A 26,408-nucleotide genomic window follows, 5' to 3' on the forward strand; every position below is an offset into this window, starting at 1 on the left:
TTTATACGGCTATCAATATAAAAAATATCCGGCCATTTTTTATTCCTTTTTCATGCGCTGCGGTACCGGCAGCAGGATCATCCTGTACACAGCCATAGCCACCCTGGCAGCTATCACTGCTCCACCACTTCCGCTTGTAAATAACAGGTGAACGTAGTGCCTTTGCCCGGTTCACTCTTCACGTCAATATAGCCGTGGTGCATGGCGGCTATTTTTTTACAAATAGCCAGGCCCATGCCAGTACCGGGATAAAGATTTTGATTGTGCAGGCGCTGGAACATTTTGAAGATGGTATCTGCATATTTTTCTTCCATGCCAATGCCATTGTCTGTAAACGACAGTTGCAGCCACGGATGTGCAGGTGCGGGGTTTGCGCCCGGCCATTCCCACGGCTGTCTTACCAGCCCGCGGATGATGATCACCGGGGATAGCCCCGGCTTGCGGAATTTAAGGCTGTTGGCCACGAAGTTGAAGAACAGCTGGTACAGCATGGATGCATGCCCCTTTATCACCGGCAGTTCAAAAGGATGGAGGAGGGCGCAGGTTTCCGTTACGGCATCGTAAAGATCTTCCCGCACCTGGGCCAGCGTATCTGTAAGGTCCACCGGCTCCGGCGGCTCCGGGTGCTCCTGGATGCGGGCAAATACCAGCACGTCATCCACCAGTGCGTTCATGCGCTGGGCGGCGATGTCAATTTTAAGCAGGTATTCCTTTACATCGTCCGGCAGTGCATCCGCATGTTGCTTGCGCAGGATATCACTGAAGAGCTGCAGTTTGCGCAGGGGCTCCCGCAGGTCGTGGCTGGCAATGAAAGCAAAGGAGGCGTGCTCCTCGTTCAATTGTTCCAGTTGCTGGTTCTTTTCCTGCAAAGAATTGTTGAGGGCCTGTAAATGCGCAGCAGCGCGCAACTGTGCGGCTATTTCCGGTGAAATATCATCCGCCGGCCCGTCCCCAATTTTCGTATGGCCGTTACCGTTAGCCACCGGCAGGGCGGCAATATGATGGGTGCTGTTGGCCTGTTTTACTGCTACCGGCACAAAGCGGTATTCCCCGAAAACCACTTCCTGGCCTTCTTCATCCGTGAGGCGGTAGGCGGTTACCTGGATCTTTTTCTTCTCCCCGTTCTTGGCTTTGATGCGGCTGTTGAACCGGGTTTCCCCTTCCGGCGGCAGGGCCGCCAGTTGTACTTCGAACAATACTTTGTCGCGCGGCATCATGAAGGCCAGGGCGTCTGCTTTGGAAAGCTCGTTGTTTTTAGTGGGAGGAATTTCGTGGAGGGCAAAGAGTGCATCGGACCAGACAAAAACGTCCTCTTCCTGCTTCCACTCCCAACTGCCCGTCTGATCACGGAGTTGGGTTTGGTTCAGCAGGCCGAGTAACCTCTTATTGATCTTGTCCTTTTGCGGTTTCGGTTTCATGCTCCTGTCCTATGTGCACTACGTTGTGGTGAGGCAATACCAGCGGGCCCCGGGTGAAGGGATGATAGCGGGCCCCTGAAACAGCATCTCAGATTGTAATAGCTTATGGCTCAAAAGATTGTCTGTCCACGGAATAAAGCGGCATAATTTGATAAAGCTAAGATAATAATCAGGCACCTAAATACGTTGCCTGGCGCATTGTTTTTTCAGGTAGGCATGGGGCCGGCTGTTCATGAAGGGCTTAGATATGGGGTGAAATGGTTATACACAACTGGCTGTTTATACTGCCGGGGCCGGCTCCTGGAAGGCGCTGGTTTTCCAGATTCTGGACGGATTTCCAGGAAATGGACCTGGCACACAAGGATGCCAAAACCGCAGATGGGCCATGGTGGCCCGTTGGAATGGCTTCTGGCCGGGATGGCATTGGTTTCGCAATATAACTGTCAAATACGGGATGCATGGACGATAAGCTTAAGAGAAAGATCTTCCTGGTAGACGATGATCCATTCAGCCTGACAATGTACGGTGCCTATTTAGACGGACAGGGTTATAAGAACGTATCTGGTTTTGCCTCCGGCGGAACCGTGCTGGAAAAGCTGAAAGAAGGGCCGGACATTGTGTTGCTGGACCACCGGCCGGGTGATATGCCGGGGCTGGAAGTGCTGGACCGCATTAAGCGCTACAACCCGAATATTTACGTGGTGCTCATGAGCAGCCAGGAGGAAAAAAAAATGGCCGAAGCTGCCGTACAGGCAGGCGCTTTTGATTACATCACCAAAGAAGGAGCGGTGCTCCCCAGGATCACCGAAGTGTTGAACCGGATATTTACCGTACAGGAATATTTAAATAAGAAAAATTCACAGTCTTCCCGTTTCTTTTTCCTGTGAGCATGGTGATGAATAAATAGAATAGAATTACAACGCATATTTGTTACTATCCCTGTGAAGATGCCTGTTTATCCTTAGCCTCTGAAGTATTATTATCAACTTAAAAACTATGAACATGTTACAGCAACTGATTGGTTTTTTGACAAGCATATTGATGCCGGGAAAGCAGGCACTGAAGCCACAACCGGTAATGCTGCGACAGCTGCCCAATGTACGCCGCTAGGTTTTTCATGATCTGTGCCTTTAACTTTTTTTGAAATAATGCGCATCGCAGGCTGTTATAACATCACAACATTTTTTAACAGCGGTGCAGCAGTTTTGTGAGGAGATTTTTTATCCGTGCCTTTGAAGACATCCCTGTTGATTTTGAACGTTTGATAGGTGAGTAGTGCCTGTTTATCCCTTCCTTTGAGAAGATATCCCGGAACCTGATTACCGGTTCCCTTGAGAAAATGGGAGGATGGTTTGATGACGTGGAGCCTGTGCCAACTTAGAGTTTTTTGCCAACGAAAATTAAACGAAGTGTGTGAATGTGAAGGAGTGGAATAGTTAGGGAACCGCCAGGCGGGCAATAGCCGGGGCGAATTGAGGGGTGGGTTTTGGAAGTAGCCGAAGCCGCCCGCCTGCGGGGTACCTGATGCAGATGATGTAAATGTAAAATGTGTATTTTATCCTGTTATCCGGATTTGTCTAAACTTACAACGATCACCGGTATGAATTGCGGATGAGCATAAATGCCCTGTGACAGTGAAACGCGGCGCCCGGCCGGCATAGCCTCGTTCGTGATTCATGACCTGGTATCGGTACAAATAATTACCTGATCTCAATACCTGTTTATAAATAATTTAGCATGGTTTCCGTTTATGTAGACGAGCTGGGGGATTACCCCCGGCTTTCTTTTTCCCGTTAAATACCTGCGCCCCGTTTTTCTTGCACGCGTCCCCGGTTTCTTGCATCAAATTTGCTATCTTCAAAATCCAATTGGAACCCTTTTTAAAACGCGTGCTTTTGTTCAAGATTTTCATTGTAGAAGACGATCCCTGGTATGGCGAAATTTTGCAATATCATTTGGGCCTGAACCCCGACTACGAAGTGACCTTGCTGAAAACCGGCAAAGAGTGCCTGGCACAATTGTCGAAAAAGCCGGATCTCGTAACCATTGACTTTTCCCTGCCCGATCTCAACGGGGAAGAATTGTTCAGGAAGATCCGGGCCACCCAGCCCCACCTGCCGGTGATCGTGATCAGCGCGCAGGACAAGATCACTACGGCCGTAAGCCTCCTGAAACTGGGAGTGGATGATTACCTGGTAAAAGACGATCATACCAAAGAGCTGTTGTGGAAGTCCATCATCCGCATCCGCGAAAATCTTTCCCTCAAAGAAGAGATCAGTGAGCTGAAAGCCGAACTGAAAACGAAATACGATTATTCCAATACCATCGTGGGCAATAGTGCGGCTATCCGGCAGGTGTTCCGCCTCATTGACAAAGCGGCTGCCTCCACCATCAACGTGTCCATTACCGGCGAAACCGGTACCGGCAAGGAAGTGGTGGCCAAGGCGGTGCATTACCACTCGCCCCGCGCCAGCCAGCCCTTTGTGGCAGTGAATATGGCCGCCATTCCCAAAGAACTGGTGGAAAGCGAACTGTTTGGCTACGAAAAAGGGGCCTTCACCGGCGCCCAGCAACGCAAGACGGGCAAGTTTGAAGAGGCAAACGGTGGCACCCTTTTCCTGGACGAGATCGGGGAACTGGAACTGGGCATCCAGAGCAAACTGCTGCGCGTGCTCCAGGAAAAGGAACTGACCCGCCTGGGCGGCAATGGCAAAGTGAAACTGGATTTCCGCCTGGTGGTAGCTACACATAAAAACCTGGCGGATGAAGTGCGTAAAGGCCACTTCCGGGAAGACCTGTACTACCGCATTGTAGGCATGCCCATCGTCCTGCCACCCCTGCGCGAACGGCGGGAAGACATCCTGCTCCTGGCCCAGCATTTCCTGAAATTATACAGCAAAGAAAACAAAGACACGGAATACAAACTCTCCGCGGATGCGCGCCAGAAACTGGTGCAATACCCTTTTCCCGGTAACATCCGGGAACTGAAAGCCGCCGTGGAACTGGCCGCCGTCATGTCTGAGCACCACCAGATCGAAGCCGCAGACATCACCTTCATGAGTGACCTGACCAAAGATCCCCTGGAAGGCAAAGAGATGACGCTGCGCGAATACACAAGGCTGATCATCAAAAATTACCTGGAAAAATACCAGGATAACGTAGTGCTGGTGGCGGAGAAACTGGACATCGGCCGCTCCACGATCTACAAGATGATGCAAACAGGGGAGTTGTAGCGGGTAATCAATTTAACAAACGGACCATCTAACCATATCTGACATGGCAAACATTCAAGACCTGGAAGCGCAGATCAGGAAAACGGAAGCGGAACTGGATGTTTTGCGCCGCCAGCTGGCCGCAGAGCAGGCAGGGCATGCAGGGCCGGTAACGCCGGCGGAGAAGGCGGTGGACCGCAGTGGGGTAGAGCGCATGCAACGTAAGCTGGAACAGGATTCCAGGCGATTGTTCAACGTGCTGTCTAACCTGAACGAGGCCGTGTTGCTGGAAGATGAACAGGGCAATACCCGGATGGTGAATGATACCTTTTGCCGCTTGTTCGGCATTGGGCGGGAAGCCCGCCAGTTATTGCAATTGCCCGCCCGGGTGATCTGGAGGGCCATCCGCAGCAAGTTCAATGACCCTGGCATGTTCCTGCCCGGCATTGAAAAGGTAATGCAGCAGGAAACCCCCACCCTTAATGAAATATTGCTGCTCCATGATCAGCGCATTCTGCAGCGCGATCATATCAAGATCCTTGATGGCCGGCAATTTGCAGGCAGGCTTTGGCGCTTCCGCGATGTAACCGAACAGGTACGCACCAACGAAAAATTGAAGACCAGTGAAGAAAAATACCGCAACATCATTGAAAGCATGAACCTGGGCCTCCTGGAAACAGACAACCAGGAAAACATCATTTATGCCAACCAAAGTTTCTGCGACATCACCGGCTATACGGTAGAGGAGCTGAAAGGCCGCTCTGTGTACAGTGTGCTCACCCGCGGGGAGAACACTTCCCTGATGCGGGAAAAGAATCTGCTGCGCAAGAAAGGCGTGTCTGACGCCTACGAGATCCGGACCCGCGACCGGCGCGGCCATGTAAAGTGGCTGCTGATCAGTGGCGCCCCCCTGTACGACGGCCAGCATACACAGGTAGGCGCTATTAACATTCACCTGGACATTACAGAACAGAAAAAACTGGAAGTGGAACTGCGCGAGGCGAATCTCAAAGCGGCAGAATCGTCCCGCGCAAAAGAGATCTTCTTTGCAAACATGAGCCATGAGATCCGCACGCCCATGAACGGCATCCTGGGCATGACGGAGCTGCTGAAACAAACCGTCCTGGATGAGCAGCAGCAGGGCTACCTGAACGTGATACACCGCTCTGCAGACAACCTGCTCGTGATCATCAATGATATCCTGGATTTCTCTAAAATGGAAGCTGGCAAGCTGCAACTGAAGCAGGTGCATTTTGACCTGTTTGAGCTGGTGTACCAGTTGCAGGCCACCATGCAGCCCCGCCTCCGCGAAAAGAACCTGCTACTTACCGTAGATATTGATGAAACCACACCCCAGCACCTCCTGGGTGATCCTTATCGCCTGAACCAGGTCTTGTTGAATCTTGTAAACAACGCGGTAAAGTTTACAGACCTGGGCTGGGTGAAGATCAGCGTAACCTGCAACCGTATTGCGGAGCGCCAGGTAAGCCTGCACTTTGCCGTGCAGGACACAGGCATTGGCATTTCCCCGGAATACCTGCGCAGCATTTTCCAGAGCTTCTCACAGGAAGATGGTACCGGCACCCGTGAATATGGCGGCACCGGGCTTGGACTGGCCATCACCAAGCAGCTGGTAGAGCTCATGGGTGGGCAGATCAGCATTGAAAGTGAAAAACATACCGGTACCACCGTACACGTGGAGCTAACCTTTAACATAGGCGAGGCGCCGCCCAAAAAAGAAAGCGTTGTCCGCAAACAGACCGATGAACTGAAAGGCCTGAAAATACTGGTAGTAGAAGATAATGAATTTAACCGCCTGGTAGCAGGCTCCCTGTTAAAGAACCACGGCGGCACGGTGCTGGAGGCGGAAGATGGGCGACAGGCCCTGAACGTAATGCTGGGCAACCACGTGGATGCAGTGCTCATGGATATCCAGATGCCGGTAATGAACGGTTATGATGCCGCAAGGCTCATCCGGCAGGAACTGCGCCTGCAAACGCCCATCATTGCCCTCACTGCCAATGCGCTGCAGAGAGAACGTGAAAAATGCCTGCAGGCCGGTATGAACGAGTGGCTGGTGAAACCCGTGAATGAACAGGAACTGATCAGCACCATCCTGCGCCTCCTGGGCCGGATGGCCGACGTAAAGGTGAATATCCTGGAAACCGCCATGGCAGTGGATGACCAGCGTGCGCTATACTCCCTGGAAGGCCTCCGCAAAATGGCCGGCGGCAATACGGACTTTGTCCAGCGCATGGTAAAAGTGTTCACAGACATTACGCCTGCTTACATTAGTGACCTCACAAAAGCCACCCGCGAAAAGGACCTGCATACCATCAAGGCCATAGTGCACAAAATGCGGCCCAGCATTCACAACCTGGCCATTTCAAAACTGTACACGGTAATAGAAGACCTGGAAAGCAGGACCGGGTGGCAGGATGATGTAGCCGGCCATACCCGGTTATTGACGGATACGCTGGCTGAAGTACTGGCGCAAATGGGAAAGGAAATTAGCTGACCGCATTATTGCAGGAACCCCGCCACGGCCGCTGCAAATTCCGGCGTGGACGCCGCATGGTTATGATCGCCTGGCACAGATGTGATCAGCGTGCCATGCGGGAAAACCTTTGCCAGGTCTGGCGCAGAACCATTGTCTACATCGTCTTTGCCACGGATCACCAGTACCGGTTGTTTCACTTGTTGCAATGCCGCCACTGGTGTGCTGGGCTGCTCCTGCTGCATGCAGGCCAGGGCCTGGCGGTCAAGGCCGGCGGTGGTCACATATTGGATCATACCGGCCAGTTCCGGCACGCTATCGCCACGCAGGGCATGGTAAAACATAATCCGGCGCGGCCACTGCGGGTTGGTAAAATCAATGCCCATGCCGCCCAGCACGGCCTTGTGCACGCGCCTGTCCAGCACCAGCAGGCGGGCAGCAATGATGGAGCCACGGGAATAACCCAGTACATCATAGCTACGGATATGCAGCGCATTGAGCAAACCCATAATATCTTTAGCTTCTGCATCATGAGCATAAGCGCTGCTGTCGTGCGGGTGGTCTGAAAGGCCATTGCCACGCAGGTCCAGCGTGATCACGCGGAAACCATGTGCCAGGAGGGTATCCGGGAGGGCTGCTTTTTTCCAGGTACTGCTGTTTACAATAAAACCATGAATGAGTAATACGGCGGGGCCTTTATCGCCCTTTACTTCGTAGTAGATCTTAGTGCCGTCAAAAGAGGTGTAGTATTGGCCTGTATGCTGCGCCCACAGCGGGCCCGCAGCCAGTAAGAAAAGGAGGATCAAACAAAATTGCCTGCGCATAAGGAACAGTTTTTTCCGGGGAAGAAAAATAGCCCTCGCAGCAAGGCGCGGGCCATCTGTTAATGTGGAATAAAAAAATTACACCAGGTTCTTTTTAATATAGTCAATGCTGGTGATGATGGCTTGTTTGGGCGGCGCGGCAGTGTAGGCTTCCTGTTCTACAAAGAAGTTTTCAAAGCCCGCTTCTTTCTTGTGTTGGAAGATCTTTTTAAAATCGATCACACCTTTACCTACTTCACAGCTCTCCTTTTGCGGTTGCAGGCGCATGTCTTTAACATGCCACATGGGGAAGCGCCCGGGATATTTGTTGAACAGGTCTTCCGGCTTGATGCCCGCATACACTACCCAGTAAATATCCATTTCAAAATGTACCAGCTTGGGATCTGTGTTGGCCAGCAGGATGTCGTACCCCCTGGTGCCATTGAGATCCCCGAATTCAAAATTGTGGTTGTGGTAAGCCAGGCGCATGCCCGCGTTGTTCACCAGCTCTCCTGCATGGTTGAAGCGGTCTGCCAGTTTTTTGTAATCATCCGCAGTGGTGCGCAGCTTGTCAATGAGATAGGGGATGGTCACAAAATCGTGGCCCAGTGTTTTTGCATCTTCGATCACGGTTTTTACCTCGTCATCATTGCCCTTCAGCAGGTAGTCCATCAGGGCGTAGTGGGCGCTGGTGGTTTGTAGGTTATTGGCTTGCAGCAGCGCCTTCATTTCCGGCACGCTCAGGCCAAAGTACTGGCGCCTGTTGTAGCCAAACAGTTCTACGTTGGTGTAGCCCGTTTTGGCAATGGCTTCAATGGTGCCTTTAATGTCTTTCTGTGCATCCGTGCGCAGGGTGTAGAGTTGAAGGCCGATCAGTTTTTCTTTGGAGGTGGCAGCATGAGCCGCAAAACGTGGAGCAAGAAGGGCTGCGGCAGACAGTAAACCTGCACTGCGCAGGAAGTCCCGGCGTGTAGTCATAAGTGAAATTTTATAAACGTGTCCGGGCAAAATACACAACAAAACTGATGTTTTAACATCAAAATTTGCGCCACCGGAAAAATAATAGTGTACAGAACACACTTTATCAAAAGGGCTTTGTATTTTACCGTTCTCAAAAGCATCCACGTTATATGCAAGCATTGAAAACCATGGCCGCATCGCTGTTGCTGGCCGGCGCCACCGCGGCCCCCGCCCTTGCCCAGCAGGCCTATACTGTACAAAGCCCGGACGGGCACCTGTCTGCCCGCATTTTTACCGGCCCTCAGCTGCGTTACCAGTTACTCCGCGATGGGGAAACCCTCATTGATACTTCTGCTATTTCCCTGCAGCTCTCCACCGGTGAGATCCTGGGTAAGCCCGCCCTGGTGCGCTCCCAGCACAAAGGCAGCGTGCAGCAAATTATCAGCGCGCCGGTGTATAAAAGAAAAACCGTCAATGATCACTATAATGAACTTACACTTGCGCTGAAAGGCGATTACAGCGTAGTGTTCCGTGCCTATAATGAAGGCGTGGCTTACCGTTTTGCCACCAGTAAGAAAGCCGCTTTTGATGTGGTGAATGAAGAAGCCACGTTCAACTTCCCGGCCAATGACAGTGCCTGGGTGCCTTACGTGCGCCAGGATAATCCCGCTTCGTTTGATGCGCAATTCTATAACTCCTTTGAAAATACCTACACGGTGGCGCCCCTGGCCAGCCTGGACAGCCGCCGCCTGGCGTTTTTGCCGGTGGCGGTCAATGCAGCCGGTGGCAAGCACATTGCCATCACGGAGGCCGACCTGGAGAACTACCCGGGCATGTATGTGAATGGTGGTCACGGGCAAACGCTGAAAGGCGTGTTTGCCCCGGCTCCCAAAGACATCGAGGCCGGTGGCCACAACATGTTGCAGGGGGTGGTGAAAACCCGCCAGCCTTACATTGCCCATTGCGAAGGGGCGCGCAACTTCCCCTGGCGCATTATGGCGGTGAGCACGCAGGACACCCAGCTGGCGGACAATGACCTGGTGTACAAACTGGCATCGCCCTCCCGCGTGGCGGATGTAAGCTGGGTAAAGCCCGGCAAAGTGGCGTGGGACTGGTGGAACGACTGGAACATTTACGGCGTGGATTTCAAAGCGGGTATCAATAACGATACGTACAAGTATTACATCGACTTTGCATCCGCCCACCACATTGATTACGTGATCCTGGACGAAGGCTGGGCCGTAAACCTGAAAGCAGACCTCTTCCAGGTGATCCCGGAAATAGACCTGCAGCAACTGGTGGATTATGGCAAACAAAAAGGCGTGCGCATCATCCTGTGGGCGGGGTACAACGCGTTTAACCGTGACCTTGAAAAAGTATGCAGGCACTTCTCCGAAATGGGGGTGGCAGGCTTTAAGGTGGATTTCATGGACCGCGATGACCAGGCCATGGTAAATTTCTACTACCAGGCGGCCGCCACTGCCGCCAAATACAGGCTGCTGCTGGATTTCCACGGGGCATATAAGCCAACCGGCCTGCAACGCACTTACCCGAACGTGGTGAATTTTGAAGGCGTGCACGGCCTGGAAAACATGAAGTGGGAAACCAATTCAGACCAGGTAACGTATGATGTAAGCATTCCCTACCTACGCATGCTGGCAGGCCCCATGGATTACACACAAGGCGCCATGCGCAATGCTACCCGTGGGAATTACCGCGCCGTAAATGCGGAGCCCATGAGCCAGGGCACCCGCTGCCACCAGCTGGCGGAGTACGTGATCTTTGAATCGCCCCTGGAAATGCTCTGCGATGCACCTACCAATTACATGGCGGAAAAAGAATGTACGGAGCTGATTTCGGCAGTGCCCACCGTGTGGGACAATACCATGGCCCTGAATGGTGAAATGGGGCAATACATTTCCATTGCGCGCCAGTCTGGCAATTACTGGTATGTAGGCTCCCTCAATAACTGGACGGCCCGCAATCTTACGCTGGACCTGGGTTTCCTGGGCAACGGGCATTACAAGGCTGAAGTATTTAAAGATGGCGCCAATGCAGACCGTGCCGCCAAAGATTACAAACGCGAGATCATCGACGTACCGGCAAACAAGCAGTTGACCATCAGCATGGCCCCAGGTGGTGGGTATTTTGCACGGATCTATGCAGAGTAAATTGCCATAAAAAGAACACCATCATAAAAAAATCCCGCCTGCTTTTCCAGCGGCGGGATCTTTTTTATGGTATGCCACGATATGCTATGCATTGGCCAGCGCACGGTCCAGGTGCACATAGCCACCATCCACGTGCACCAGCTGCCCAGTGGTGTGTGACGACCTGGGGGAAAGCAGGAAAGCCGTGGTATTGGCAATTTCTTCTGCGGTGGTCATGCGGTGCTGCAGGGGAATGCGCTGCGTGATCTCGTGCAGTTTTGCTTCAGGATTGGGCAGGGTCTGGATCCAGTTCTCATATTGCGGTGTCCAGCATTCCGCCACTACCACGGCGTTCACGCGGATATTGTATTTCAGCAGCTCTACAGCCCACTCCCGGGTGAGCGCATTGCGCGCGCCGTTGGCGGCAGCATATGCAGAAGTACCTCCCTGGCCGGTCTCGGCGGTCTTGGAGCTGATGTTCACAATAGCTCCCTGCGAAGCTTTCAGCGCCGGCAATGCATGATGTGCCAGCAGGTAATAATGCACCACGTTACGGTGCAGAGAGGTCATGAAACCCTCGTAGCTGCCGTGTTCCAGGCTTATGCCGTCATTGAGTCCCGCGTTATTCACCAGGCCGTCTATGCGCCCGTAGGCATTCAGCACCGTTTGTACAGCAGTGGCACATGCCTGCGGATCGGAAAGTTCTGCGGTCACGGCCAGGCCGGATGCGCCCAGGGTGGCCAGGTGCTGCAGGGCCGCTTCATTGTCGCGCGGATCGCGGCCAAGGATCACGGGGATCGCGCCTTCCGCGGCCAGCACGTTCACAATGCCATTGCCTATGCCTTTTGCCCCGCCGGAAACGATGATCACTTTTTGTTGTAATTGAAGGTCCATATCTGTTGTAAAACGAAAGATCAAAGATTGTAAAAACGCTGCGCATTCCCGTGCCAGAAGGCGGATTGCTCTGCATGGGAGAAGCGGCTCACGAAATCGTCCACCAGGTTATGCACCTGCTCATAACTGCCCGCCAGCAGGCATACGGGCCAGTCGCTCCCGAAGAGCACGCGCTGTGCGCCAAAGCATTCCCATACGGTTTCCAGGTAGGGCTTAAAATCCGCGGGCTGCCACCGTTGCCAATCGGCCTCCGTGACCATGCCGGACAATTTGCAATACACGTTTTCCTGGGCCGCAATATTTTCCAGGCGAAGCCGCCACGTGTGCAATGATTTGTCGCGGATGGGAGGCTTGCCCAGGTGGTCCAGCATAAAGCGCTGTCCAGGCAAAGCCGCCGCCAGTATGGGTATATGTACTAACTGGTCCGTATGCACGACAATATCAAAGGTATAATCGTATTGCGCCAGCATCTTCAGTCCTTTTTTAAATGCCGGTTGCAGCATGAGCGCACGGTCTTCTTCGTCCTGCAAAATATAGCGGAAGCCCCGGATCAGCGGCTCTTCCCGGTAGCGTTCCAGGTGGGCGCGCAGGTCCGGCATGCGCGGATCTATCCAGCCCACAATACCCCGGATATGATCACAACGATGGGCCAGCCCCAACAGGAAATTATTCTCCGCCAGTGACTGGTCTGCCTGCACAGCAATGCCGTCATAAATACCGTGCTGCTGCATGAGCGGGCGCACGGCATCCGGCAAAAAATCGCCCCGGATCACGGCCATCTCCGGCGTGATCCAGCTGTCGCGTACCGGGTCGTACTTCCAGAAGTGTTGGTGAGTATCGATCTTGAGCATAAAAATCGTACAACGTACAATGTACAGCGTACAACGTACTTGTGTTTTGTTCGGTATTTAATTTAATGTCGTTTGCGCGGGGCCTTTCCTGCTGACGGGCTGGGTCGTTGTACGCTGTACGTTGTACGCTGTACGTTGTACAATTTTCAAAACGCAAATACCTGTTCCATCAACTTCCACTTTTCGCCGGGGGCGGCAAAGGGGAGGGGTTGCTGGAACTGTGCCATCAGGGATTCCCAGGCTTGTGCCCGTCCGTTTGCGGCGTCCATGGCGGCTTTGCGGGCGAAGGAAAAGTCGGGCGTTGTTTCCATGATCATAAAAAGGCGGTTACCGGTGCGGTATATTTCCATGCGGGTAATGCCGGCATCGCGGATGCTTTGCAGTACTTCGGGCCACACCTGCTGGTGCCAACGGTCGTAGGAGGCAATGGCTTCCGGCGTGTCAACCAGGTCCAGGGCCAGGCAGTATTTGTTCATAAGAGGAAGATAGTTAATGCGCTGCAGAAAGTTGTACTTCCTTTACCGCAATATTTTTAAATGCAAAGAAGGCTACCACGGCAAAACAAATGATGGGTACCGCGTAGGCCAGCTGTATGTTGTGCGTAATGTCTGATACGAAGCCCATGAGCACCGGGAATACGGCGCCGCCGGCAATGGCCATTACCAGGAAAGACGTGCCTTCCTTGGTACGGGGGCCCAGGCCGCGTATACTCAGTGCAAAGATGGTAGGGTACATCACGGACATAAAGAATTCCACCCCACCAATAGCGTACACGGCAGCCTGTCCTTCGCCAAAAACGGCCAGCAGGAGCAGCAACACGTTGATGCCGGCAAAGAGCAGCAGCAAGCGGGCGGGAGCTATGAACCGCATAAGGTAAGTGCCCACAAAACGGCCTGCCATGAATAAGGCCAGGAAGTAGGCCAGCAACAGGGCGGCCTGCTTTTCATCTGTCTGGGCCGCATGCCAGGCAAAACGGATAAAGAAGCTGCTCACCCCCACCTGTGCACCCACATAAAAGAACTGGGCAATAACGCCCAGGCGCAGGTTAGGCTCGGAGAGCACGGACCAGTCCAGCGAAGTGGCTTCCTGCGGTGGTTGTGGCTCCGGCAGGTGCGTGCGCCAGCATACCACGGCTACCAGGGCCACCACGGCGGCTATGAGCAGGTAGGGGATCTGCACAGTGGAGGCCTCGTGCTGGAGGTAAGCCAGCAGGTCTGCTGATGGCATGGCCTTCAGCTGTGCCTCCGTATAAGTGGTGCCGGAAAGGATGAACTGCCGGCCCAGTAAAGGTGCCAGGCAGGCGGCCAGCCCGTTGAATGATTGTGCAAAGTTGAGCAGGTGCACGCCCTTGCCGGGCTGCTCCATATCGCCCAGCTCCGTCATATATGGGTTGGCGGCCGATTCCAGGATGGTACAGCCGCAGCCGATGATGAAAATGGCAGCCAGGAAAAAGGCGTAAGCGCGGGTGCCGGCAGCGGGATAAAAGAGGAGGGCGCCCAGCACAAAGAGGCCAAGGCCCGCCAGTATGCCCACTTTGTACCCAAACCGTTTCAGGAACATGCCCGCAGGTATGGCCATAAAGAAGTAAGCCATGAAGGTAGATGCGTCAATAAAAGACGATTGGATGTCGGAGAGCTGGCAGGCTTTTTTCAAATGTGGAATCAGGATGGGATTCAGGTTGATCGCAAATCCCCATAAAAAAAAGAGGGCGGTGACCAGCACTACCGCTACCCCGAGAGAGCGTTTCTGCATTAAAGGCGTTTGTACAAATGGTCCCGGCGAGCCGGGAATAAGGCGTGGATCAAGTTACAAAATAGGAACGTTTTGCGCAGGAAATGCGGCGGATTTTAACGAAAGGGCATAGGATATTAACCTTTTAGGGGAATGTGGGCTTGTGGCGGTGTAATTGAGTACCGTTTTGGGCGAAGGAGGCCTGGAAATGGGGGAGCTATCGTGTTGCGGTCACTGCAAAAGTAATGGCACTTACGGCGCTTTATTGATCATCACGGGGGTACTGCCCTGCTTAAGCTCCCGGGCGCGGGTTGGGTGAAAAGGATAAATTTCTTGTCAGTAACATGGAATTAACCGAAAATTGCAGGCAGCTGATGGCTGTTGTGCAGCGGCCATCAGCGCACGGGAATCCTGCTTTTCTTTCACGCTTTTTACACAAATCCTCATGTTCAAATTAGTATTGCTCCGCCATGGTGAAAGCACCTGGAATAAAGAGAACCGGTTTACCGGGTGGACCGATGTGGACCTCACCGAAAAAGGCCGCCAGGAAGCTGCGCAGGCGGGCCGCATCCTGCACCAGGAAGGCTACACGTTTGACGTGGCCTACACTTCCGTGCTTAAGCGCGCTATTAAAACGCTGGATCTTTGCCTGGATGAAATGGACCGGCTCTGGATACCGGTGATAAAAAGCTGGAAGCTGAATGAGCGCCACTACGGCGCCCTGCAGGGATTGAACAAGGCGGAAACGGCGGCCCAATATGGAGAAGCACAGGTGCATATCTGGCGCCGCAGTTACGACATTCCGCCACCAGCCCTTACCCCGGACGACGATCGCTTTCCCGGGCACGACCCCCGCTATGCCGGCATTGCCCCCGCGTCATTACCGTTATTTGAATCGCTGAAAGATACAGTGAACCGCTTTGTGCCTTACTGGGAAACAGAACTGGCCCCCGTGGTCAAAAGCGGCAAAAAAGTGATCATCGCAGCCCATGGCAACAGCCTGCGGGCCCTGGTAAAGCACCTGGACCATATTGCTGACGATGCCATTGCGGAGCTCAACATTCCCACCGGCGTCCCCCTGGTGTATGAACTGGATGAGGCCCTGCATCCACTAAAGCAATATTACCTCGGTGATCCCGCGCAGATAGCCGCCGCCACCGCCGCGGTGGAAGCGCAGGGGAAGGCCCGGTGAGATGTGCGATGGCAGGTCAGCTACGGCCCCTGGAGATCAGCCAGATGATCACGAACACTACCACGGCCACCAGTAAAATGCCTACCCATACGCCAGCCTTGAAGATATCGCCTACTACCTGGCAGCTACTCAGTAACATGGTTGTAAGTGCTAAAAACGTAATACAGATCGCTTTCATAATGATGATTTAAGATGAGAAGTAAGTGGTGCCTGCGAAGGAGATAGCACATCCTGTGCCATTGCGCACGGGGACAAAAAAACCGCCCAGGAATAGGCGGTCGTCATTTTATCCTTATATCTAATAAAGCGTTTAGAAAAAAATCAGTTTGTATTAGTATAGGGAATGAAGATGAAAAATGGAGTGCAGGTTTTCAGGCTAGGTGTACAAAAGGTTTGAGAATAGGTTTAAGAATAGGTTTAAGGCATCGGTTGACACAAAGCTAAACACAATCTGTTGCCTAATTTGTAGCATTTATACTACAGCAACTTAGGGCCTATCGGCTTAATTTTGCGCGCGTCGCGGCCTTGTGTGCCAACTCACTATTCCAATTTATGCCCGGGGATAGCTCCAACGGAAAGAACGCCTTACCATATCCCGAAATTGTACGTAGCCCGTTTTCATTGTTTAAAATATGATATTGTTTATTGCAAGGCAAAGTCTTGTGAATAGGGATTTTTTATGTAGGTGCAGGTAAGAAAAAAAGAAGGCTTCCGTGCTCCTTTTTTATGGGCCGTAAGGATTGTTAACGGACAATAACATTTAGGCTGTGGTGCTCTGTATCCAGCCATGGTAGCGGATTGCAGGCGGTCATCATTACATTGGGCCGTAACTGTAGAAAATAAACTACAGATAGTTTTTAGGGTTGGCGGTAATTTGCGGCTCCCTTCCGGACCGGTGGTAAAAACCGGGGCTGATAACCGGTTGTTCAACTGCGGACGGAGGGGGTATTAATTTCACGTAATTGTGAAAATTGTTCACTAAGTTTGTAAATATTGACTATGCCTGCTGCCAGTCTTGCCTGATCTCTTAATGCCACACCTACGCTATCCCAACAGGACCTTGTAACAATATAACCGTGTACAGATGGCACCGATATCAGCTCTGATTTTACTGTCAGTTACAACAACATACCCAGGAACCAGCGCCGGAAACCGTGTGCGCGCTGACCAGGTATGGCAGTGCATACGCCATCAGAAAAGATGTTTGATTGCATAAGTAGTGTTCGTCTCCCTGTGAAATTGCTGCCGATTCAGATACATGCCATTAACCCAAACTGTGACGATGTTATCCCAAACCGGCTAAGACTTGTGTTATCTGCATTATATTTTATCAACCGCTGCTCCATTGTTCCGGCTAGTTGCATGGAAACGCGATGGAGCCGGTGCATACGGGGTACTGCTCTTGTGGGAATTTGGTATGAATTTAATCGTTTCGTGTTTACTTGTTTTTTTACCCTGGCATCAGGCGAACGGCGTGGCCGCAACGGCCAGTGGGCAACACCTGGAGTACAGGGTAGCCGCACCGCCATCCCTGGTGGCAGTGTCAAACGCACCCCTGCTGGAACATGCTGCTGTGGCGGGCTTGCCAGCTTTGCTGGTATTGGGCCTGGGCCAATGGGGCGTCATCCTTGCATTGCTTTTTTTGTTGGCGCTGGGCGTGCTGCGCTGGGACCTCTATCGCAGGCGACGTAAGGATAAAGCCCTGCTTGAGCAGATGCATGTTGAATATGAAGCCATGCAACACACCGTGGTAAAGCTGGAGCAACTGGAAAGCGTGCTGCAACAACGGTTGCGTGTACAGGAACGGCTCATCACCGCTATACTTCACGATGTAAAGAGCCCGTTATATTATCTCCTTATCTCCGCCCGCGCCCTGAGCCAACGGGTTATCAACGCTGCCGATGGGCTGCAGGCCGATGCCGCAGCCTTCTACGATGCTACTTATCGCATGTATCACCTGCTGGACAACCTGCTGCAATACGTGAAACTGCATGCGCAACATAAGCACCAGGTAAAGGAACGCATCCAGCTCCATGCCCTGGTGGCCGAGAAGATAGCCCTCTTTTCCAACATGGCCGCGGCAAAACACATCCGCATAGAAAATGCTGTAACAGAAGACATGGAGCTTTATTGCGACCGTGCCATGCTGGCTATCATCTTACACAACCTGCTGGATAATGCGATCAAGTTCACCGAGACCGGCACCGTGCGCGTGCAGGCCACCGCGGAAGATGGCGCCATTAAACTGGAAATAACCGACAGCGGTGTAGGCATGCACGCAGGTTGGATGGCCTGGGTGAACCAGCCGCCGGACGCCTCCCGGCCGGATCTTCCGGCGGAAAACGGGCTGGGGCTTTTCATTGTAAAGGAGCTATTGGCAGAGATCAACGGGCGCCTGAAAATGTGGAGTAGTAATACAGGGACGGTGGCGCAGGTGACGCTGGGGGTGTGAGCATGATGCACACTCAATTACTGCTGCTATACATCCGCACAGTGTCTGCCAGCTCAATGATATTATTCACTTCCAGTTTTGCAAAAATGCGCGTCTTGTAAGTGCTCACCGTAGAAAGTTGCAGGTGCAGTGTCTTGGAAATATCTGCCACGCTGCTGCCTTTAATGAGCAACTGCATGACTTCCGTTTCCCGGTTAGAAAGGGCCAGCAGGGGATTGCCGGTGGGACGGGCTTTTACGCTGCCGTTCAGTAGTTGTTGCCGTATGTTGGAGCTCAGGTATTTTTCGTTATTGAGGATCTGGTGCAGGGCAGTTTTGATCTCGTGTTCAGAAGAATGTTTTACCAGGTAACCATCTGCCCCGGCCTGCAGGTAGCGCAGCGCGTAGAGCTCTTCATCGTATGCAGAAAAGATAAGTATTTTGATCTTGGGCTGGCGCAGGCGCAGTACGTCTATCATCTGCAGGTTATCGCCGCCGGGAATATTGATGTCGAGGATGATCAGGTCATAATGCCGTTTGGCCATCTCCTTGAGGGCCAGGTCAAAATTGTCCACATCACGGATATAGACTTTGGGCAGCATATCGCGGATAAGGATCGTGATGCCGAGCCTTACAATTGTGTGGTCATCAGCAATTAAGATGTTAGTCATAGGAATTTTTCAGTCTAATAATGATACTGGGTCACGTCAGGGCTCACAGGCGCATGCTGATAAATGCGGCTTTTTCAGGGACACGGTTCTGCTTATGATCAAGAACGCAATTTACGTTGTAATGTTTTACAATACATAGAAATATTGAATTTGTAGTATTGCTACTACAAACCTCATTTAGCGGTGGTTCTATACGGAACTGAAAGATAATCAATCAATAGTAATCCTTACCTTTTTTTTGATGATCGGGATAGCAGGGATGAAGGTCTTCTTCAGAGACCACCTCTGTGGCCTCAAATGCGCCGGCAGAGCCGTCGGCGATGATGTCTTCCTCGTTGGGCACGGTGGAATAAGGCGGCTGCTCCGGCGGTGTGGCCGGCTTTGGATCGGATGTCAGGTAAATGTGTTCAAATAACATACTTCACTGGTTTCAAGGATGATGCCGGAAGGGTAAGTTAGCGTATAAGATACGATAATTTTATGGAATAATAAATACGTTCCCGGGTGGTGGCGGTCCAACCTGCTTAATGTTATCCATCCCGGAGGGCGATAGCCTTTCAAAATTTTTTATGGGTAAAAAATACGCTTATTAAAAAAATATTGTTCTTTTGTGCCGGCAACGGGCCGGCATTGGCCCGGGGGGCCGCTGGCAATAAACCTTATCCAATTCTCAACGATTCCACTATGGCAGCCGATTTACTGCAAAACGTACACACCCGTTTCAACCTGCTCACCGGTGAGTGGGTCCTCGTATCGCCCCACCGCAACAAGCGCCCCTGGCAGGGCAAGGTGGAAGCTGCTGCCGGCCTGCAGCGCCCGGCTTACGTGGCAGATTGCTACCTGTGCCCGGGCAACCATCGCGCAGAAGGCGTGGCCAATCCCGCTTACACGGAGCCATACGCCTTTACCAACGATTTTGCCGCCCTGCTGCCGGATACGCCGGCGGGCGAGGTCAATGAAGGAGATCTGCTCATTGCCCATAGCCAGAAAGGCCAGTGCCGTGTGATCTGCTTTTCTCCCCGGCACGATCTCACCCTGCCCCAGATGGAACTGGGCGAGATCGAAAAAGTGGTGACGCTCTGGAAAAATGAATTTGAGGCCCTTGCTGCACAGCCCTTCATAAAATACATCCAGATCTTTGAGAACAAGGGGGAGATCATGGGTTGCAGCAATCCGCATCCTCACGGCCAGATCTGGGCCCAGAGCGAGATCCCCACGGAACTGGTCAAGGAACTGCACCAGCAAAAAGCCTGGTTTGCCAAACATGGCCGCAGCCTGCTGGCGGATTACCTGGACCTGGAGCTGAAAAAACAGGAACGCATCGTGTGCGAGAACGAACATTTTGTGGCCCTGGTGCCTTTCTGGGCGGTATGGCCTTACGAAACCATGATCATCAGCCGCCGCCAGGTGGCAGACATCCGGGAGTTTACCGTGGACGAGCAAAAAGGGCTGGCCAGCATCCTGAAAAGGCTGACCACCCGGTACGATAACCTGTTCCAGACCTCTTTCCCATACTCCGCCGGCATGCACCAGGCGCCTGTAAATGACGGTGCGCACCCCGAATGGCACTGGCATATGCACTTTTACCCGCCGCTGCTGCGCTCTGCCACGGTGAAGAAGTTCATGGTAGGGTATGAAATGCTGGCCAGCCCCCAGCGGGATATTACGCCGGAAATGGCCGCCAACCAGCTCCGCGGGCTGAGCGAAGTACATTTTGCATCTTAAGGGCTGAAATAGCCTGGAAAATGTCATCCGGACAATTATCTGCCTGACAAAAGGGCATACGATCATATTCCAATATCCCAATAGATAAGCGCTATAGGGGTATTGGAATTTTTTTTTAGCATTTTGTTTATACAGGACGCCGTGCAGGCTGAAAGCGCCTGTTGTTAAGGCTTTACTGTTGAAAATTGTTTTTGGGGAATTCTTTTAAATATTGGCTTTTTTATATTTATTCCCTTTAGGGTTTTCGTTTTACATGATAAATCACTTTCTTTGATGTTGGATTTTACAAAAGGACAAATAATAAAACATCAGACATGAAATTCTTTATTGACACCGCCAACCTGGCGCACATTAAGGAAGCCCAGGACCTGGGTATTCTCGACGGGGTGACCACCAATCCTTCCCTGATGGCTAAAGAAGGCATCAAAGGAACGGATAACATCCTGCAACATTACAAAACCATCTGCGAGATCGTGCCCAATGGTGACATCAGCGCGGAAGTACTGTCCACCGACTTTGCATCCATGGTAGAAGAGGGCAAGAAGCTCGCTTCCCTGCATAAAAATATCGTGGTGAAGATACCGATGATCAAAGACGGTATCAAAGCTATCAAATGGTTTACCGACAACGGTATCAAGACCAACTGTACACTGGTATTCTCTGCCGGCCAGGCTATCCTGGCTGCAAAGGCAGGTGCTACTTACGTATCTCCCTTCATTGGCCGTATTGACGACAGTGGTTGGGACGGTACCCAGCTGATTGGCCAGATTGCCAGCATTTACGCTACCCAGGGCTTTGAAACAGAGATCCTGGCTGCTTCTATCCGCAACGCCAACCACATTATCCAGTGTGCTGAACTGGGCGCTGACGTTTGTACCTGCCCGCTGGACGCAATCCTGGCCCTGCTGAAGCACCCGCTTACAGACATTGGCCTGGCTAAGTTCCTGGAAGACGCCAAGAAAATGTAGTATACCATTCACCCCGCGGCGCTTTCGCCCCGATAGCGCCGCCGGGCGTGACTGACACCACATCCTGATACCACATCCGTATTTTCCGGCAGGTCCTGCCCGGGATAAAATTTCTAGTTACATGAATGTTCAACAGTTAAGCAATATTGCTGCACAAGTGCGCCGCGACATTGTACGCATGGTGCACGCCTCCCAGTCCGGCCACCCCGGCGGTTCCCTGGGTTGCGCGGATTTCTTCGTAGCCCTTTACTTCCAGATCATGAAGCGCAATCCTGGCTTCTCTATGGACGGTATTGGCGAAGACCTCTTCTTCCTCTCCAACGGCCACATTTCCCCCGTGTTTTACTCCACGCTGGCCCGCGCCGGTTACTTCCCGGTAGAAGAACTGGGAACTTTCCGTAAGCTGAACAGCCGCCTGCAGGGCCACCCCACCACCCACGAGCACCTGCCCGGCATCCGCATGGCATCCGGCTCCCTGGGCCAGGGCCTGTCTGTAGCCATTGGCGCAGCCCTCTCTAAAAAACTGAACAAGGATCATAACCTGGTATTCTCACTGCATGGCGATGGCGAACTGCAGGAAGGCCAGATCTGGGAAGCCGCCATGTTTGCTCCCCACAACAAGGTAGACAACCTCATTGCCACCGTTGACTACAACGGCCAGCAGATCGATGGCCCTACTGAAAAAGTATTGTCGCTCGGCAACCTGCACGCCAAATGGGAAGCATTTGGCTGGGATGTAATGGAGATGAACGGCAACGATATGGAATCCGTGGTGAAAGGCCTGGAAGAAGCCAAATCCCGCACAGGTAAAGGCAAGCCGGTGGTAATCCTGATGCACACCAACATGGGCCAGGGCGTAGACTACATGATGGGTACGCACAAATGGCACGGCGCTGCACCCAACGATGAGCAGCTGGCCGCCGCACTGGCACAGCTGACCTCTACGGAAAAGGATTATTAATACCACCACTCAACACATCAACAATGAAAAAATACACTTTCACCGAAAAGAAAGATACCCGTTCCGGCTTTGGTGCCGGGCTGCTGGAAGCGGGCCAGCGCAATGAGAAGGTAGTGGCACTCTGTGCTGACCTGGTCGGCTCCCTGAAAATGGATGCTTTCATCAAAGCGTTCCCCGAGCGCTTTACCCAGGTAGGCATTGCGGAAGCCAACATGATCGGCATTGCAGCCGGTATGACCATTGGCGGCCACATTCCCTTTACCGGTACTTTTGCTAACTTCTCTACCGGCCGTGTGTACGACCAGATCCGCCAGTCTGTTGCCTATTCCAACAAGAATGTGAAGATCTGCGCATCCCATGCAGGCCTTACCCTGGGTGAAGATGGTGCTACCCACCAGATCCTGGAAGACCTGGGCCTGATGAAAATGCTGCCCGGTATGACCGTGATCAATCCCTGCGACTACAACCAGACCAAGGCTGCCACCATCGCCATTGCAGCACATGAAGGCCCGGTGTACCTGCGTTTTGGCCGCCCGGTAGTGCCCATCTTCACCGCCCCCGACCAGCAATTTGAGATCGGCAAAGCCTGGATGGTGAACGAAGGTAAAGACGTGACCATCATCGCTACCGGCCACCTGGTATGGGAAGCCATCAAAGCTGGCGAGATCCTGGAAGGAATGGGCATTGATGCAGAGATCATCAACATCCACACCATCAAACCGCTGGACGAAGCAGCCATCCTGAAATCTGTAGCCAAGACCCGCTGCGTGGTCACTGCTGAAGAGCATAACCGCCTGGGTGGCCTGGGCGACAGCGTAGCCCAGGTGCTGGTCAAGAACGACCCGGTGCCCCAGGAATATGTGGCGGTGAACGACAGCTTTGGCGAGAGCGGCACCCCCGAACAACTGATGAAAAAATACGGCCTGGACGATGCCCACATCGTAGCCGCAGTACAGAAGGTGCTGCAGCGCAAAGGCAAATAGATCATTTACACAATGGGCCCCGCAAAGGCCCATTGTTGTTTTAAACCGATACCATGCTACAACTGGACTTTACACCGGAAGCTTACCTGTTTGATATGAACGGTACCATGATAGATGATATGGGCTTCCATCTCATTGCCTGGGCCAATGTGCTGAATAATGAACTGCACGCCAACCTGACGGATGAACAGGTGAAGCAGCAGATGTATGGCAAGAATGAAGAACTGCTGGCCCGCGTATTTGGAGAAGATCACTTTACGCAGGCACAGGCGGATGCCATTGCGATGGATAAGGAACGGGCCTACCAGGCCGCCTACAAGCCACACCTGCAGCTGATCAGCGGGTTGGGACCGGTGCTGGCGGAAGCGCAGCGCAAGGGCATTAAAATGGCCATCGGCACCGCGGCTATTCCCTTCAATATTGATTTTGTGCTGGACAACCTGCAACTGCGCGAATACTTTCCCGTAATTGTAAGCGCCAACGATGTGAAGCAAAGCAAGCCCCACCCGGAAGTGTTCCTCAAATGCGCGGAACTGCTGGGCGTGGCCCCTGCAAAATGCATCGTGTTTGAAGACGCGCCCAAAGGCGTGGAAGCCGCGCTGAATGCGGGTATGAAGGCAGTGGCCATTACTACTTTGCATGAAGCCCATGAGTTTGCGCAGTACCCGAACATCCTTGCATTTGTAAAGGATTACCATGACCCGGCGATACGGGAATTACTGGAACGGTAAGCGGGTTTTAGCATGGATGTTGTAAATTAAAGGATACAAATCCATGCTATGAGACGTTTACTCCCCGCCGCACTGTTGCTTCTTACCGCCACCGCCGCTACGGCACAATACCGCGATAACGTGGAAAGTACCGTGCAGGTGGTAGACCTTACCACCGGCGGCATTTCCACTGTCTATAAAGGCAAACGCCACCTGGAAGCCCCTAACTGGGCTCCGAGTGGCGTTTGTTTATTGGTGAACAGTGATGGAAAATTGTACACACTGCGCTGGCCGGAAGGACAGAAGATGACCCTGGCCAATTCCCTGCTGTGCCCTATCCCCACCGGCAGCGCCCATGACGTGAACAATGACCATGGCTTTTCCCCGGAAGGCGATTACCTCGCTATTTCCCATTTTATACCCGATAGCGCCGGTGTGAAAGGCGCTTCTGTGATCTCCATTATTCCTTCCTGTGGTGGTGCACCGCGCCGCATAACACCCACCGGGCCATCTTACTGGCACGGCTGGAGCCCCGACGGACAAACGCTGGCTTACTGCGCGGAGCGCAATGGTAACTTTGATGTATATACGATTCCCGCAAACGGTGGTACAGAAAGGCGCCTCACAGACAACGCCGGCCTGGATGACGGCCCGGAATACAGTCCCGACGGGCAGTACATCTACTATTGTGCTTACCGCGACAGCACCATGCAGATCTGGCGCATGCACCCGGATGGGAGCGGGCAGGAACCGGTACTGGCGGATGGGTATGACAACTGGTTTGCGCACCTTTCACCGGATGGAAGCCAGTTTGTAGTGATCACGTACCTGGAGCGCCAGCATGGAGACCATCCGTTTGGGAAGCAGGTGAAGCTGCGGTTGTATGATCTGAAGGAGCATACGGTAAGGGATCTTACGCCGGTGTTCTTTGGCGGTCAGGGGACGATCAATGTACCGAGTTGGAGCCCGGATGGGAAGATGATTGCGTTTGTGAAGTACAGGGTGTTGTGATAAATACGCATCGCACTTACCGGAATTTCCTGTAATTTCAATCCAATAAAATCCCCGCCAAATGAGTTTATTTGACAAACTGAGGAACGAGTTTATTGACATTATTGAATGGGTGGATAATAGCCAGGACGTCCTGGTGTGGAAGTTCCCCCGTTTCCAGAATGAAATTAAAATGAATGCCAAGCTCACTGTACGAGAGTCGCAGGTAGCGGTGTTCATTAACGAAGGTAAGATCGCGGATGTGTTCCAGCCCGGGATGTATACCCTCACCACCCAGAACATGCCTATACTGGCCACCCTGCAGGGCTGGAAGTATGGTTTCAATAGTCCTTTTAAAGCGGACGTGTTCTTTGTAAGCACCCGCCAGTTCACCAACCAGAAATGGGGCACCAAGAACCCCGTGATGCTGCGCGATGCCGAGTTTGGTCCCATCCGCCTGCGGGCGTTTGGCAGCTACGCCTTCCGCGTGAAGGATGCCGGCATTTTCCTGAAAGAGATCGCCGCTACCAATCCCGAATTCACGGTGGATGAGATCAATGAACAACTGCGTAACCTGGCCGTGAGCCGTGGTATGGATGCCATTGCGGAAGCAAAGATCCCTGCCCTGGACCTGGCCTCCCAATATGATGAAGTATCAAGACTCATCACCACCAAGATCAGCCCTGAGTTCAATGAGCTGGGCCTCGATCTTACCAAATTCCTCATCGAGAACATTTCCCTGCCGGAAGAAGTGGAAGCCGCGCTGGACAAGCGTTCCAGCATGGGCATTATTGGTAACCTGGGCGCTTATGCGCAGTTCCAGGCTGCCAATGCCATGGGCGATGCCGCCAAGAATCCCAATGGCGGCGGCCTGGTAGGCGCCGGTTTTGGTGCAGGCCTGGGTGCCTCCATGGCCGGCCAGATGGGCAATGTGTTCCAGCAGAACCAGTTCCCCGGCAACACCCCGGCTCCTGGTGCCGCTGCCCCGCCGCCCTTACCCTCCACCGCGCAGATTTTTGTAGCGGTGAATGGCCAGCAGCAAGGCCCGTTTGACCTGGCTGCCCTGCAGCAGATGGTCACCGCCGGCCAGTTGAACCCACAAACCCTGGTATGGAAAGCCGGCCTGGCCGCATGGTCGCCCGCCGGCGCACTGCCGGAACTGGCTGGTATACTGGCCAATATGCCGCCTCCCTTGCCTTGATCATTGACCGGAACAATAATAGCTTTCGTGCGCAGTCTGCAAAGGCTGCGCACGCCTGTTA

23 protein-coding genes are annotated in these 26,408 nt (G+C 52.9%); 13 read left to right on the forward strand and 10 right to left on the reverse strand.

The annotated features are described in order from the left end of the window. Positions 1-113: 113 nt before the first annotated feature. Positions 114-1,418, reverse strand: coding sequence for a sensor histidine kinase (locus tag DCC81_RS18400; protein WP_108688040.1), 1,305 nt, complete (start codon positions 1,416-1,418; stop codon positions 114-116). 458 nt (positions 1,419-1,876) lie between these two features. On the opposite strand from DCC81_RS18400, the gene DCC81_RS18405 reads away from it, so the two are divergent. From DCC81_RS18405 to DCC81_RS18415, 3 genes are all read left to right on the forward strand, one after another. Next, positions 1,877-2,305: a response regulator gene (locus tag DCC81_RS18405; RefSeq protein WP_108688041.1), complete on the forward strand. Its 429-nt coding sequence runs from the start codon at positions 1,877-1,879 to the stop codon at positions 2,303-2,305. A gap of 1,002 nt (positions 2,306-3,307) precedes the next feature. Further along, positions 3,308-4,651: a sigma-54-dependent transcriptional regulator gene (locus DCC81_RS18410; protein ID WP_108688314.1), complete on the forward strand. Its 1,344-nt coding sequence runs from the start codon at positions 3,308-3,310 to the stop codon at positions 4,649-4,651. 43 nt (positions 4,652-4,694) lie between these two features. Beyond that, complete coding sequence (locus DCC81_RS18415; protein WP_108688042.1) at positions 4,695-7,148, forward strand: PAS domain S-box protein; 2,454 nt, start codon at positions 4,695-4,697, stop codon at positions 7,146-7,148. Positions 7,149-7,153: 5 nt separating this feature from the next. Here the strand turns inward: DCC81_RS18415 and DCC81_RS18420 are convergent, their stop codons facing one another. Then, positions 7,154-7,951, reverse strand: coding sequence for an alpha/beta fold hydrolase (locus tag DCC81_RS18420; protein WP_108688043.1), 798 nt, complete (start codon positions 7,949-7,951; stop codon positions 7,154-7,156). Positions 7,952-8,029: 78 nt separating this feature from the next. Further along, on the reverse strand, positions 8,030-8,908 hold the full coding sequence (locus tag DCC81_RS18425) for a sugar phosphate isomerase/epimerase family protein (RefSeq protein ID WP_165806636.1): 879 nt from the start codon (positions 8,906-8,908) through the stop codon (positions 8,030-8,032). A gap of 152 nt (positions 8,909-9,060) precedes the next feature. Here DCC81_RS18425 and DCC81_RS18430 point away from each other — a divergent pair, with 152 nt between their 5' ends. Then, positions 9,061-11,061, forward strand: a complete 2,001-nt coding sequence (locus DCC81_RS18430) for a glycoside hydrolase family 97 protein (protein ID WP_205686363.1) — start codon at positions 9,061-9,063, stop codon at positions 11,059-11,061. Between the two features lie 84 nt (positions 11,062-11,145). On the opposite strand, the gene DCC81_RS18435 is transcribed toward DCC81_RS18430, so the two are convergent. The 4 genes from DCC81_RS18435 to fucP all read right to left on the reverse strand — a co-directional run bounded on the left by DCC81_RS18435 (position 11,146) and on the right by fucP (position 14,537). Continuing rightward, positions 11,146-11,934 (reverse strand): L-fucose dehydrogenase, encoded by a 789-nt coding sequence (locus DCC81_RS18435; RefSeq protein WP_108688045.1) that lies wholly within the window; start codon positions 11,932-11,934, stop codon positions 11,146-11,148. Positions 11,935-11,954: 20 nt separating this feature from the next. Then, positions 11,955-12,785, reverse strand: coding sequence for an amidohydrolase family protein (locus tag DCC81_RS18440; protein ID WP_108688046.1), 831 nt, complete (start codon positions 12,783-12,785; stop codon positions 11,955-11,957). Positions 12,786-12,931: 146 nt separating this feature from the next. After that, a complete protein-coding gene (locus tag DCC81_RS18445) occupies positions 12,932-13,261 on the reverse strand; it encodes an L-rhamnose mutarotase (RefSeq protein WP_108688047.1) in 330 nt (109 codons plus the stop codon). A gap of 13 nt (positions 13,262-13,274) precedes the next feature. Beyond that, positions 13,275-14,537: an L-fucose:H+ symporter permease gene (gene fucP, locus DCC81_RS18450; RefSeq protein WP_108688048.1), complete on the reverse strand. Its 1,263-nt coding sequence runs from the start codon at positions 14,535-14,537 to the stop codon at positions 13,275-13,277. 424 nt (positions 14,538-14,961) lie between these two features. Between fucP and gpmA the strand changes: the two genes are divergently transcribed. Beyond that, on the forward strand, positions 14,962-15,708 hold the full coding sequence (gene gpmA, locus DCC81_RS18455; protein ID WP_108688316.1) for a 2,3-diphosphoglycerate-dependent phosphoglycerate mutase: 747 nt from the start codon (positions 14,962-14,964) through the stop codon (positions 15,706-15,708). Between the two features lie 16 nt (positions 15,709-15,724). On the opposite strand, the gene DCC81_RS18460 is transcribed toward gpmA, so the two are convergent. Further along, a complete protein-coding gene (locus DCC81_RS18460; protein WP_108688049.1) occupies positions 15,725-15,886 on the reverse strand; it encodes a phosphatidate cytidylyltransferase in 162 nt (53 codons plus the stop codon). A 1,296-nt stretch (positions 15,887-17,182) separates the two neighbouring features. Here DCC81_RS18460 and DCC81_RS18465 point away from each other — a divergent pair. Then, positions 17,183-18,160 (forward strand): sensor histidine kinase, encoded by a 978-nt coding sequence (locus tag DCC81_RS18465; protein WP_165806637.1) that lies wholly within the window; start codon positions 17,183-17,185, stop codon positions 18,158-18,160. A gap of 13 nt (positions 18,161-18,173) precedes the next feature. Here the strand turns inward: DCC81_RS18465 and DCC81_RS18470 are convergent, their stop codons facing one another. Together DCC81_RS18470 and DCC81_RS18475 are read right to left on the reverse strand one after the other, a co-directional pair. Then, a complete protein-coding gene (locus tag DCC81_RS18470) occupies positions 18,174-18,809 on the reverse strand; it encodes a response regulator (protein WP_108688051.1) in 636 nt (211 codons plus the stop codon). A 214-nt stretch (positions 18,810-19,023) separates the two neighbouring features. Continuing rightward, positions 19,024-19,227, reverse strand: coding sequence for a hypothetical protein (locus DCC81_RS18475; protein ID WP_108688052.1), 204 nt, complete (start codon positions 19,225-19,227; stop codon positions 19,024-19,026). A 266-nt stretch (positions 19,228-19,493) separates the two neighbouring features. Here DCC81_RS18475 and DCC81_RS18480 point away from each other — a divergent pair, with 266 nt between their 5' ends. From DCC81_RS18480 to DCC81_RS18510, 7 genes are all read left to right on the forward strand, one after another. After that, positions 19,494-20,534 (forward strand): UDP-glucose--hexose-1-phosphate uridylyltransferase, encoded by a 1,041-nt coding sequence (locus DCC81_RS18480; protein WP_108688317.1) that lies wholly within the window; start codon positions 19,494-19,496, stop codon positions 20,532-20,534. A gap of 314 nt (positions 20,535-20,848) precedes the next feature. Beyond that, on the forward strand, positions 20,849-21,502 hold the full coding sequence (gene fsa, locus DCC81_RS18485) for a fructose-6-phosphate aldolase (protein WP_108688053.1): 654 nt from the start codon (positions 20,849-20,851) through the stop codon (positions 21,500-21,502). Positions 21,503-21,623: 121 nt separating this feature from the next. Continuing rightward, on the forward strand, positions 21,624-22,463 hold the full coding sequence (locus DCC81_RS18490; RefSeq protein ID WP_108688054.1) for a transketolase: 840 nt from the start codon (positions 21,624-21,626) through the stop codon (positions 22,461-22,463). Between the two features lie 23 nt (positions 22,464-22,486). Further along, the gene (locus tag DCC81_RS18495) at positions 22,487-23,446 is read left to right on the forward strand and encodes a transketolase family protein (RefSeq protein WP_108688055.1); all 960 of its coding nucleotides are present in this window, start codon (positions 22,487-22,489) and stop codon (positions 23,444-23,446) included. A gap of 53 nt (positions 23,447-23,499) precedes the next feature. Beyond that, positions 23,500-24,177 (forward strand): HAD family hydrolase, encoded by a 678-nt coding sequence (locus DCC81_RS18500; RefSeq protein ID WP_108688056.1) that lies wholly within the window; start codon positions 23,500-23,502, stop codon positions 24,175-24,177. A 48-nt stretch (positions 24,178-24,225) separates the two neighbouring features. Continuing rightward, positions 24,226-25,167: a TolB family protein gene (locus DCC81_RS18505; RefSeq protein WP_108688057.1), complete on the forward strand. Its 942-nt coding sequence runs from the start codon at positions 24,226-24,228 to the stop codon at positions 25,165-25,167. A 61-nt stretch (positions 25,168-25,228) separates the two neighbouring features. After that, positions 25,229-26,347 carry an SPFH domain-containing protein gene (locus tag DCC81_RS18510; protein ID WP_108688058.1) on the forward strand — a complete coding sequence of 373 codons (1,119 nt, stop codon included), beginning with the start codon at positions 25,229-25,231 and terminating at the stop codon, positions 26,345-26,347. Positions 26,348-26,408 lie beyond the last annotated feature (61 nt).

The organism is Chitinophaga parva, assembly GCF_003071345.1.
GTDB lineage: Bacteria > Bacteroidota > Bacteroidia > Chitinophagales > Chitinophagaceae > Chitinophaga > Chitinophaga parva.